Source organism: Paraburkholderia sp. (assembly GCF_036488505.1).
In the GTDB taxonomy this organism is placed as follows: domain Bacteria; phylum Pseudomonadota; class Gammaproteobacteria; order Burkholderiales; family Burkholderiaceae; genus Paraburkholderia.
The window spans coordinates 1-10321 of record NZ_DASXHN010000276.1 but is presented as its reverse complement, the minus strand read 5'-3'; the positions used below and the strand labels follow the sequence as shown (position 1 = coordinate 10321).

General features: G+C 63.4%; 12 protein-coding genes and 1 tRNA gene. 9 read left to right on the top strand and 4 right to left on the bottom strand.

All coding sequences use genetic code 11. From position 1 onward, the window contains the following. Positions 1-236: 236 nt before the first annotated feature. From VGH68_RS16565 to VGH68_RS16555, 3 genes are all read left to right on the top strand, one after another. Entirely contained in the window at positions 237-899 is a 663-nt protein-coding gene (locus VGH68_RS16565) for a HugZ family protein (RefSeq protein WP_331604732.1), read from the top strand. 389 nt (positions 900-1288) lie between these two features. Beyond that, on the top strand, positions 1289-1594 hold the full coding sequence (locus VGH68_RS16560; protein WP_331604731.1) for an H-NS histone family protein: 306 nt from the start codon (positions 1289-1291) through the stop codon (positions 1592-1594). A 285-nt stretch (positions 1595-1879) separates the two neighbouring features. After that, the gene (locus VGH68_RS16555) at positions 1880-3160 is read left to right on the top strand and encodes a cation diffusion facilitator family transporter (RefSeq protein ID WP_331604730.1); all 1281 of its coding nucleotides are present in this window, start codon (positions 1880-1882) and stop codon (positions 3158-3160) included. Positions 3161-3234: 74 nt separating this feature from the next. Here the strand turns inward: VGH68_RS16555 and VGH68_RS16550 are convergent, their stop codons facing one another. The 3 genes from VGH68_RS16550 to VGH68_RS16540 form a co-directional block, all read right to left on the bottom strand. Further along, complete coding sequence (locus VGH68_RS16550; RefSeq protein WP_211193365.1) at positions 3235-3705, bottom strand: Lrp/AsnC family transcriptional regulator; 471 nt, start codon at positions 3703-3705, stop codon at positions 3235-3237. 79 nt (positions 3706-3784) lie between these two features. Next, positions 3785-4417 (bottom strand): exonuclease, encoded by a 633-nt coding sequence (locus VGH68_RS16545; protein ID WP_331604729.1) that lies wholly within the window; start codon positions 4415-4417, stop codon positions 3785-3787. Further along, the gene (locus VGH68_RS16540) at positions 4414-5058 is read right to left on the bottom strand and encodes an MBL fold metallo-hydrolase (RefSeq protein WP_331604728.1); all 645 of its coding nucleotides are present in this window, start codon (positions 5056-5058) and stop codon (positions 4414-4416) included. Before VGH68_RS16540 ends, VGH68_RS16545 begins: the two co-directional genes overlap by 4 nt. A gap of 640 nt (positions 5059-5698) precedes the next feature. Between VGH68_RS16540 and VGH68_RS16535 the strand changes: the two genes are divergently transcribed. Beyond that, the gene (locus VGH68_RS16535) at positions 5699-6301 is read left to right on the top strand and encodes a septal ring lytic transglycosylase RlpA family protein (RefSeq protein ID WP_331604734.1); all 603 of its coding nucleotides are present in this window, start codon (positions 5699-5701) and stop codon (positions 6299-6301) included. 143 nt (positions 6302-6444) lie between these two features. Here the strand turns inward: VGH68_RS16535 and rsmI are convergent, their stop codons facing one another. After that, positions 6445-7329 carry a 16S rRNA (cytidine(1402)-2'-O)-methyltransferase gene (gene rsmI, locus VGH68_RS16530; RefSeq protein WP_331604727.1) on the bottom strand — a complete coding sequence of 295 codons (885 nt, stop codon included), beginning with the start codon at positions 7327-7329 and terminating at the stop codon, positions 6445-6447. A 154-nt stretch (positions 7330-7483) separates the two neighbouring features. Here rsmI and VGH68_RS16525 point away from each other — a divergent pair, with 154 nt between their 5' ends. The 5 genes from VGH68_RS16525 to VGH68_RS16505 all read left to right on the top strand — a co-directional run bounded on the left by VGH68_RS16525 (position 7484) and on the right by VGH68_RS16505 (position 10136). Then, entirely contained in the window at positions 7484-7939 is a 456-nt protein-coding gene (locus VGH68_RS16525) for a YraN family protein (protein ID WP_331604726.1), read from the top strand. A gap of 271 nt (positions 7940-8210) precedes the next feature. Beyond that, positions 8211-8798, top strand: a complete 588-nt coding sequence (locus tag VGH68_RS16520) for a phosphoheptose isomerase (protein ID WP_331604725.1) — start codon at positions 8211-8213, stop codon at positions 8796-8798. Between the two features lie 26 nt (positions 8799-8824). Further along, positions 8825-9616 carry a BON domain-containing protein gene (locus tag VGH68_RS16515; RefSeq protein WP_331604724.1) on the top strand — a complete coding sequence of 264 codons (792 nt, stop codon included), beginning with the start codon at positions 8825-8827 and terminating at the stop codon, positions 9614-9616. Positions 9617-9690: 74 nt separating this feature from the next. Beyond that, positions 9691-9996, top strand: a complete 306-nt coding sequence (locus VGH68_RS16510) for a c-type cytochrome (protein ID WP_331604733.1) — start codon at positions 9691-9693, stop codon at positions 9994-9996. Positions 9997-10060: 64 nt separating this feature from the next. Next, positions 10061-10136, top strand: a tRNA-Ala gene (locus tag VGH68_RS16505). The last annotated feature ends 185 nt before the right edge of the window (positions 10137-10321 follow it).

The window sequence follows — 10321 nt, the reverse complement described above, 5'->3', positions numbered from 1 at the left end:
CGAATTCGGAGGTTTGGTGATCGGGCACTGAGATCTCGCGGGGGCTAGCGGATGAGAAAGCGCATCGAAAGGGAATTTTCGATTCTAGCGAAGCGTGCTGTCTTATGCTTGGGATGCCAGTGCAGGATACTGACGATTATTCGTTTTGAATGTGACTGGCGGCAGGCCGGTCCGGCGGGTCCGCGCCGTCACGTCCGCCTATCGCCGTTGACCGCCATCTACCGAGGTACGCGCTCTTGAAGATCCCCCCTCACGCTCCGCTGCACCTGCTGCACACTGCGGCGGTCGGCACGCTGGCCACGCACGCGCGCCAGCCGGAAGGCTTTCCTTATCCGTCGATGTTGCCGTTCGCGCCGGACCCACAGCATCGTCCGACGATCCTGATCAGCCGGCTCGCTGAGCACACGCACAATCTGTATGCCGACCCGCGAGCCGGCTTTCTGGCCGTCGACGCTGCCGACGGCGACGTGCTCGGCGGCCAGCGCGTCACGCTGTTGGGCACCTTCGAGCCGCTCGATTCGACGCCTGAAGTCGTGCGCCGCTATCTGCGTTACCAACCGGACGCCGAGCGTTATTTGGTGCTGGGCGACTTCTCGTTCTGGACGATGAAGCTCGAACGGCTGCGGTATATCGGCGGCTTCGGTGCGATGGGTTGGCTCGACGGCAACCAGCTCGATGTGCTGCCGCCGCTCGACCCGGATGAAGAGACCGCGCTAGTCGACGAGTTTGGCGCTCGGCTAGGTGCCGCCGGCGCGGTGAAATTGCTCGGTGTCGACCGCTACGGCGCCGATCTGCAACGCGACGGCACTCGCGTGCGAAGCGCATTCGACGGTGCCCGGTCCAACTTCCACACGTTGCGCGCGGCACTCGAAGTTTGCGTCCAGCGGCATCTTGATTAAGCATTATCGGTTTTGCGATGAAGGTGCCTGGAGCTCAGTCGTGAAGGGCGCCTTTTATCTCATTAGCCGCTGCTTTTTGCGACCAAAGCTTTCACGGCGTGAAAAGTTGATCCGTTATTGCGATGTCCAATCGCATTTTCTGCCAGTTAATCTCATAAATAGACGATGCCGGCGCGCTTTTCAGTGAAATCCGAATTGCGCATTGAAAGGCACTGGTCAGACATAGCCGGGCGTGGAAATTTTTTGAAACGAATTTAAATTAATTGCACTTCTCTTTTGCAGACTTTCTATTTTGTGCTAATCTCGCCATCTAAATTCCGAGGCATGAAACTTCAAACGGCGAGCCGGCGTCAGATCGGCGGTCATTTATCGATACCACAAGGGAAACTATGTCCTCTTACAAGGAACTGCTCGCACAGCGCGAGAAGCTCGAAAAGCAGATTGAAGAAGCGAAGTCGCGTGAATACGCGGAAGTGCTGAATGAAATCAAGCAGAAAATGGCGGACTACGGCATTTCTCTGAGCGAGCTCGGCGGCGGCCGTGCACCGAAGGGCGCTGCCAAGGCGAGCCGTCCGCGCGCCGGCGTCGCACCGAAATACCGTGACCCCGACAGCGGCAGCACATGGTCCGGCCGCGGCAAGCCACCGCGCTGGATCGCTGGCCTCGACCGCGAAAAATTCCTGATCCAGAAGTAATGTCGGCGACGGGCAGGTAATCCTTCCCGCTTGCAGGAATACGACTACTGGCAATGGGCAGCCCTTATTGGCAGCTGCTCGATCTCCGAAAGCCGCGCACCGTTCAGGGCGCGGCTTTTTGTCAAACAATGTTATTAAGGTTTGTCACAGGCGCTTCAAAGGCGAAACGCGAATACTTGTCGTTTACATAAGCGACTGATTCAAAAGGGTTTTCGGCGCGACGGGAACGCGCTTTCCGATTCGCCGCGCGTACAATAACGACACCGAACTCGTTCCTTTTTAAACATGCCGTCCGCCGCCATCGTCCAATCCACTGAGAAACAGCGCGTTGCACGCAAAACGACGTTGGTGAGTATTGCGCTCAATGTCGTACTCATGATGCTGCAAGTCGCCATCGGGACGCTCGCGCACTCGCAGGCGCTGGTAGCCGACGGCGTTCATTCCTTCGCCGATCTGGTTTCCGATCTGGTCGTGCTGATCGCCAATCGGCACAGCGGCGCAAAGCCCGACGCCGATCACAACTACGGACATAGCCGCTATGAGACGGTGGCTTCGCTATTTTTGGGCGCGCTGCTGATTTCGGTCGGCGTCGGGATGTTGTGGGGAGCCGGCACGCGCCTCGCCAATCTGAACAGCATTCCCGCCATTCACGCGAGCGCGCTCGCGGTCGCCACGCTGGTGCTGGTCTCCAAGGAGTCGCTGTTTCGCTACATGCTGCGCGAGGCGAAGCGGGTGCGTTCCGCGATGCTGATTGCAAACGCGTGGCATGCGCGCTCGGACGCGGCGTCGTCGCTGGTGGTGGCGATCGGTGTGCTCGGCAGCCTGGCCGGCGTGCGGTTGCTCGATCCGATCGCGGCCGCGATCGTCGGCTTCATGGTCGCGCGCATGGGCTGGACATTCGGCTGGGACGCGCTGCAGGACCTGTCGGACCGCGCGCTCGACGAAACCGCCGCCGCGGACATGCGCGCGCTGTTGCTCTCCACCCCCGGCGTGCGCGATGTGCATGAACTTCGCACGCGCAAGATGGGTGACTTTGCCCTCGTCGATGCGCATATTCTGGTCGACCCGCTGATTTCGGTATCGGAAGGGCACTACATCGCGGAGTCGGCGCGCCTGCGCGTGCTGAGCGACAAACGCGTGCTCGACGCGCTGATCCATGTCGACCCGGAAAACGATGCGCTCGCGCATCCGCCCGTCGATTTACCGCCGCGCGAGCGGGTGGTTGCCGACGTCAATGCGGCACTGGCGGCCGGCGGGCTGCAAGCGGCGGCGGTCAATCTCCACTACCTGAGCGCGGGGCTCGATGTCGAGGTGATATTGCCGGCCGCGTCGCCATCCGGTAGTTCGGGTTCAGGCGCCGCGGATGCTGCCCGGGTTCTCGAAGACGACGCGCAATCGCTCGGCCGCGTCGATCTGAATGCGCTCAAGCGTCGCCTCGGCGCGCGCAAACTGGACGTGTTGCTGCAACAGGACGTGTCTGCCGCACAGGTTCATGCGACGGCCGAGATCAGCATCCCCACCGCGGCCGAACAGTCAAAAAACGCGGAACATCACGACGCCGGCTGAGGCTCTGGCGCAACCTCAAATGTCTGACTTCGCACTCCCGGCGATACCGCCCGAGCCCGTTGTCGCGACTTGCCTTACAACGGCAACTGCGTATCGAACTTGATCTCGCGCAGCACGACGCTTGTGCGCACCTGCGCGACCGCCGGAATCTTGAAAATGCGTTCGTGTAGGAAGCTGTCGTAGGCCTTGATGTCGGGCGCGACGATCTTGAGGATGTAATCGGATTCGCCAGTGGTGCTGTAGCACTCGGTGACTTCCGGGCAGGTGGCGATCTCCCGCTCGAACTGCTCGACGCCGCCTTCGGTGTGGCGGGTCAGATGGATATGCGCGAGCGCGCAGACGTGCAGGCCGAGCTTTTCGCGGTCGAGCAGCGCGGTGTAGCGCTGGATCACGCCCGATTGCTCCATGTCCTTGATGCGCCGCCAGCACGGCGTGCTCGACAGGCCAACCTGGTCGGAGATTTCCTGCACCGAACGGCGCGCATCGAGTTGCAGCAGGCGCAGGATCTTCTGAGAGAACGTATCGAGTGTCAACTGCGCCTCCATTAGCGTCGCCGTATCAACGCATGGTAGAGGGCTCAAAAACGAAACGCAATGTAAAACGGGTCGTGCGAGGGAGATCGCCCTAATTTACCGGGTCGGGAGTGGCGTTTTGCCCTGAGGCGTCCCCATCTTCCTTGTCCGCGGCGGGCTGTTCCGGCCGGCTCGCGCGGAGCTCTTTCAGCATGTTGCAGAACAGCGCGCCCTGCTCGATCGCGTCGTCGAGCGCGACATGCGTGTGCGGATGGTCGTCGAACCAATGCTTCGGAAAGCGCGGCTTGATGTTCTTGCGATACGGCAGCCCGGTCATCGCGAAAGCGAGCGTCTTGATATCGAGCGCCGACCATGAGAACGGGCAGCGGCCGACAAAACGCATCATGTACCAGAACATATAAGTGAAGTCGAAGCCGGCCGGCATCGCGACGAACACCGGTTTGCCCGGCAACGCCTCGACCCAGTCGACGTACGCGGCGAGCGCCGCCGCGGGTGTCTGCAGATCGGTGCGGCAGGCCGCCCACGCCTCCGGCTGGGTCTTCCACCATGCTTCCTGCACCGGATGCGGCGACGCGCCGTCGAGCAGTTCGAGATTCGCCGAAAAGGTCGCGATCAGCTGCTTGTCTTCGGTGTACGCGGCGGACGCGAAACTGAGCATCGAATGCGGGCCGGGGATTGGCCCGTCCGCTTCGACGTCGGTGCTGACGTAGATTTCACTGCTCATGCGGCCACCCCATCGGCGACGTAGGGATTGGTGCGGCGTTCTTCGCCGAACGTCGAGGTCGGGCCGTGGCCCGGCACGAAGGTAACGTCATCGCCGAGCGGCCAAAGCTTTTCGCGGATCGAGCGAATCAGATCGGCGTGATTGCCGCGCGGAAAATCGGTGCGGCCGATCGAGCCGGCGAACAGCACGTCGCCCACCAGCGCGAGCCGATGCGCGCGGCTGAAGAACACCACGTGGCCCGGCGTGTGTCCCGGGCAGTGATAGACCTCGAGTGTTTCATCGCCGAACTGAACCGTGTCGCCGTCGTGCAGCCAGCGGTCGGGCTCGAATGCATCGGCGGGCGGAAAGCCGAAACGCGTGCTCTGATCCGGCAGCTTGTCGAGCCAGAAACGCTCGTCGGGATGCGGACCGTCGATCGGTACGCCGTAGTGCGTCGCTAGCGCCTTTGCCCCCGCGCAGTGATCGACGTGGCCGTGAGTCAGGAAGACCTTTTCGAGCGCCACGTTCTGACGCGCGATCTCGCGCCGGATCACGTCGAGGTCGCCGCCCGGGTCGACGACGGCCGCGCGTCCGGTTGCCTCGCAAACGAGCAGCGAGCAGTTCTGCTGGAACGGCGTGACGGGGATCAGGGTGATTTTCATGTCAGGACGGCGCTGGAAAACATTGATTGTACCGGCGTCACGAGCATGTCCGCAGCCGCTGCGAACGGCGTCGCGCGTGACTCGGGGGAAGCTTCCGGAGCGGCCATTTTTGCGATAAATGTGAAGATTGGCCAGGTTTTGGTGCCGCTCGCCATCCCAAAAAATTCTTTTGGGTATAATGCGGGTTATGCACATTGATTTGTGCTGCCACGAGGCGATGCGTCCCTGTCATCAACGGGTACGCCGCTCGCCGTTCAAGTAAGGGCCGTCGGAGCCGACGGCCATCAAGTATCGATGCGTTCGATGCACACGTCTTGCCCAGCCAGGCGCCGCGCGCCTGCTACGGACTTTACCGCCGTGACGCTGGGTGGGGCCTACGCCGCCGTTCCTGCACGCTGAGTTGCGCGCGCAAGAACGTGTTTGCCACGTTCGATTGGCGGCATGTGGGGTCTGGTCAGGCTGCCGGGGACAGGTTGCGCCAGACGTGAAAATTAACCGTGCGGTAGCGGCTGAATGAGCCGCATCCGGGCTTTGGCGTATTGCGCTTTCGCGCGGTTCGCCGTCGTCCGTACCGCCGGAGCCGCATGCGACATGCCAAGCATGTTGGGTGACGCGGCTCGACACTTTGATTGCACGTCTTATGAAAACTCGGCTAACCCGTGGTCTAGGGACTATTTTTGCCTTTTTTGTACTGGCCGGCTGTGCCACGCCTCCGGGCGGGACCGCTACCTCGGCGAACGACGCGCCGCAGAGCACGAAGAATGTGCACTTGAGCGCCTTCGGACCTCAGTCTTTTGATACCGCACCGGCTTCCGGCGCAACCGCGCCAAGCACGCCGCTCGCCGACGCGCAGCCGCTCACCGACGAAGACGCCGGCGTTTCCGACTTCCGCCAGACCGGCCGCGCGTCCTGGTACGGGCGCTTTTTCCATGGCCGCCGCACCGCCAACGGCGAGCGCTACGACATGCACGCGTTGACGGCCGCGCACCGCACTCTGCCGCTCGGCTCCTACGTGCGCGTCACCAATTCGGCCAATTCGCGTTCAGTGATCGTACGCATCAACGATCGTGGTCCTTACGCGCGTGGTCGTGTGATCGATCTGTCGATGGCGGCCGCCTCAGCGCTGGACATGCGCCACAGCGGCACCGCAAAGGTCGAGATCGAAGGGCTCACGCAGCAGGAAGCACGCGCCGAGATGAACGAGATGCTGGCATCTAACTCAGGTTCGGATGCAAGCCGGTAAGCTGAAACGGCGGCGCGTCTAAGTGCCGCCGCTCGCGCGGTGCGGGCTCGGGCCTGTCTATGCGTGACGATTGCCGGTGATTACTCTGCAGAAAAACGAAGGGCCGCTTTTACGCGGCCCTTTGCTTTCGTCCACATGGAGCGTTACGCGTCGGGCTTGTCTTCCTTCAGCGCCAGCGCGCGCGCGTACAGCGCGTTGCGCGAGGCACCGGTGAGCGCGGCCGCTACTTTTGCCGCACTGCTCACCGTCAGTTCCTCCAGTAGCACGCCCAGCAACGCGTCGTGATCGCTTTCGCCAGCGGCTTCTGGTGCCGCGCCTTCGACCGCCAGCACGAACTCGCCGCGCTGCCGGTTCGGATCGGCGGCGAGCCAGCTTGGCCCTTCGGCCAGGGTGCCACGATGCAGCGCTTCGTGTAACTTCGTCAGTTCCCGCGCGATCAGCAGCTTGCGTTCACCGCCGAACGCGTCGGCGAGCGCTTGCACCGTTTCGACGATCCGGTGCGGCGCTTCATAGAACACCATCGCGTGCGGATGCGTCGCGAGCGTGTGCAGCGCGGCGGCGCGCGCCTTCGGCTTCGGCGGCAGGAACCCCAGGAACGAGAAACTCGCGACCCAGTCGCCGGCCACGCTCAGCGCGGTCGCGAGCGCGCTAGCGCCGGGCAGCGGGATCACTGCGAAGCCGGCCTCGCGGACCGCGTCGACGAGTTTCGCGCCGGGGTCCGAAATGCCCGGCGTGCCCGCGTCGGACACGTAGGCCACGCGCTCGCCGGCCCGCAGATGCTCAACGATGCGCTGTGCCGCAGTGCGCTCGTTATGCTGATGCACGGCGACGAGCGGCTTCGAGATGCCGTAGCGGGCGAGCAATTGACCGGTGTTGCGTGTGTCCTCGGCGGCGATGCGATCCACGAGTCCGAGCACGTGCAGCGCGCGCAGCGTGATATCGGCGATGTTGCCGATTGGCGTGGCCACCACATACAGCGCGGCGGCGGGGTACTGCTGCCCTTGCGCGAGTTCGGAGAGAGGAGTCATGACACAGAAGACGCAAACAGACGGAACGAGGCCGCCATTGTGCCATGCAGGCTCGGGCGAATCCGCCCTGCTCGGGCGGCGGCGCGGCTCGCCGACGACGCCAGCGGTAGCGGCGGTAACCACGCGTGAGCGGGCAATTGCAAGAACCGCCGGAATGGCAGCAGCATCACCGGAAGCCGCCACAAAGACCTCGCCAGTAATCCCACATCTCCCGCCCCACAACTTTTCCGCCGCCCGCGGGTCGAAATCCGTCGGCGCGGCGTTCGAAGCACGTGCACGCGAATTTCTCCAACGTCAGCGCCTGCGTTTCGTCGCGGCCAACGTTGCATGCCGGGGCGGCGAAATCGATCTCGTGATGCGCGACCGCGACGGCGCGTTGGTGTTCGTCGAAGTTCGCGCGCGGACGCAGCGTCATTACGGCGGCGCGGCGGCCAGCATCGGCTTGCACAAGAAGCGGCGCATCGTGCGCGCGGCGCGGCATTACCTCGCGACGCGCGCCGCGGCAAGCGGTAGTCCACGCGAGCAGCCCGCGTGCCGTTTCGACGTCATCGCCTTCGACGGCGGCCGGCTCGTGTGGCTGCGCGATGCGTTTCGCGCCGACGAAGTCTGATGGCTCCTGCAGGTAGCATGCGTGAGTGCGATAAACTTGCGCTCGCCTGTCGCTATCAACGGTCCTCGGAGAGCAACATTCGCAAGCCGGGCCGCGTTGGCAACGACGAAAGCGATACGCGGCAACGATGCAGCAAGCAACATGTTTCATGATGTCTTTCGCCGTCGCGCGCCGCGTCTCGCGTGACTCATCGGCGGGACGCAGCCTGACGATATGACTTCACAACACGGCCGCGCGGTGCGGTCCATTCGCGGTAGAAGATAAAGACTCGATGTCAGTCGAACGCATCCAACAACACTTCCGCGACAGCGCGGCAGTCAAACTCGAAGCCCTCGAAACCCTGTCGATGCCGATCGCCGCAGCGATCGACACGATGTTCGCCGCGCTCGCCAACGGCAACCGCATTCTCGCGTGCGGCAACGGCGGCTCGGCCGCCGACGCGCAGCATTTCGCCGCCGAGCTGATCGGCCGGTTCGAGCGCGAGCGGCCCGGTCTGCCGGCCATCGCGCTGAGTACCGATACTTCCGTGCTCACCGCCATCGCCAACGATTACTCGTTCGAACAGATCTACGCGAAGCAGGTTTGGGCGCTCGGTCAGCCGGGCGACGTGCTGCTCGCGATCACGACGTCCGGCAATTCCGCGAACGTGCTTGCCGCGATCGAAGCTGCGCACGAGCGCGAAATGATCGTCGTCGCGCTGAGCGGCAAGGGCGGCGGACGCGCGCAGGAAGTGCTGAGCGATACCGATATCCACGTTTGCGTACCGTCCGATCGCACTGCGCGCATCCAGGAAGTACACCTGCTGACCATCCACTGCCTGTGCGACGGCATCGATGCCATGTTGCTCGGCGAAGACTGAGACTGATCCCGAAGGAGAGCTAGTTGATGAGCGCATTCCGCGTCAAGAAGACACTGGTGAGAACCGTGCTAGTGGTGGGGTTCGCGGCAGGGCTGTCGGCCACGCTGCAGGGCTGCTTTCTCGCCGTCGGGGCCGCGGCGGGCGGCGGCGCGCTGATGGCGACCGACCGTCGCACGCTTGGCGCGCAGACTGAGGACCGCGAAATCCAGGTGAAGGCGCTGTCGCAGATCAGCCAGAATCTGCCGGACTCCGCGCACGTCAACGTGGCGGTGTTCAATCGGCGCGTGCTGCTGACCGGCGAGGTTGCGGGGGATGCGTCGAAGCAGCGCGCCGAGAGCATCGTGCGCGGTCTGAACAACGTGAATACGATCGTCAACGAGCTGGCAATCATGCCGGCGAGTTCGTTCTCGTCGCGTACCAACGACACCTATCTCGAGACCCGTGTGAAGACCGCGCTGATCGCCGAAAAGAATATTTCGGCGAATAATTTCAAGGTGGTGGCCGAGCGCGGCAACGTTTATCTGATGGGCCTCGTCACGATGGATGAAGGCAATCGCGGCGCGGACGTCGCGAGCCGGGTGCCGGGCGTGGTGAAGGTCGTGAAGGTGTTCCAGTACATCCAGCCGCAGGAAGCGGCGGCGGCTGCTGCGGCGGCGACGACTGCGCCGGTGGCCGCATCGCAGCCGGAGGCAAGCGAGCCGACGGTCGACGCAATCCCCGATTCGTCGGTGAGCGCGCGGCCGCTCGAGCAGCAGGCGCCGGCGCCGGTGGGCAACTCGACGTCGGTGCGTCCGGGTAATCCGAAGGCGGTGCCGTGACGCGCGCTGCGGCTCGCGCCATCAGCGGGCACTGGGCGCGTGTGAGCGTCGTGCTTGCGCTCGGGTGCGGCGGCATGCTGACGGTCGTGGCAACGTCATCGGCCTACGCGGCCGACGCGCCGCGGGGCCAGCAAGTCGCCAATGCCAATGCGTGCATGGGATGCCACGCGGTAGACCGCAAGCTCGTCGGCCCGTCGTTTCAGCAGATCGCGGCGAAATACAAGGGCGATGCGCAGGCGCCGGCCAAACTTGCGCGCAAAGTCAGAGACGGCGGCTCCGGTGTGTGGGGGATGATTCCGATGCCGGCCCATCCATCGATGAGCGATGCGGACATCCACGCGGTGGTCGACTGGGTGCTGGCGGGCGCGTCGTCCAGATGAGGTTTTCCCGAGGCCGGCGGCTTGGCAAAAGGGAAAACGGCTGTGCTAGAATTATCGGCACGTTGGGGGGGTAGCTCAGCTGGGAGAGCGTCGCGTTCGCAATGCGAAGGTCGAGGGTTCGAGCCCCTTCCTCTCCACCAATAAAATCAAAGGGTTACAGGTGATTTGCCTGTAACCCTTTTCTGTTTATGCGGGCCGTGTAACTGCTGTGTAACTGGATTCGCTCAAATTGAATCCATGCCGATCAAGGTTCATCGAGGGTAACTGGGCGCTGGCGGCCAATACGAGATCGCGTGAAGAAGCCCCATGGCTGGCGGCGCGAGGC

Bases quoted from the DNA above. Each gene is read 5' to 3' on its own strand.
- VGH68_RS16555 (WP_331604730.1), top strand. From the start codon at position 1,880: ATGCCGTCCGCCGCCATCGTCCAATCCACTGAGAAACAGCGCGTTGCA.
- rsmI (WP_331604727.1), bottom strand. From the start codon at position 7,329: ATGACTCCTCTCTCCGAACTCGCGCAAGGGCAGCAGTACCCCGCCGCC.
- VGH68_RS16550 (WP_211193365.1), bottom strand. From the start codon at position 3,705: ATGGAGGCGCAGTTGACACTCGATACGTTCTCTCAGAAGATCCTGCGC.
- VGH68_RS16535 (WP_331604734.1), top strand. From the start codon at position 5,699: ATGAAAACTCGGCTAACCCGTGGTCTAGGGACTATTTTTGCCTTTTTT.
- VGH68_RS16540 (WP_331604728.1), bottom strand. From the start codon at position 5,058: ATGAAAATCACCCTGATCCCCGTCACGCCGTTCCAGCAGAACTGCTCG.
- VGH68_RS16510 (WP_331604733.1), top strand. From the start codon at position 9,691: ATGCTGACGGTCGTGGCAACGTCATCGGCCTACGCGGCCGACGCGCCG.
- VGH68_RS16515 (WP_331604724.1), top strand. From the start codon at position 8,825: ATGAGCGCATTCCGCGTCAAGAAGACACTGGTGAGAACCGTGCTAGTG.
- VGH68_RS16545 (WP_331604729.1), bottom strand. From the start codon at position 4,417: ATGAGCAGTGAAATCTACGTCAGCACCGACGTCGAAGCGGACGGGCCA.
- VGH68_RS16520 (WP_331604725.1), top strand. From the start codon at position 8,211: ATGTCAGTCGAACGCATCCAACAACACTTCCGCGACAGCGCGGCAGTC.
- VGH68_RS16560 (WP_331604731.1), top strand. From the start codon at position 1,289: ATGTCCTCTTACAAGGAACTGCTCGCACAGCGCGAGAAGCTCGAAAAG.
- VGH68_RS16525 (WP_331604726.1), top strand. From the start codon at position 7,484: ATGGCAGCAGCATCACCGGAAGCCGCCACAAAGACCTCGCCAGTAATC.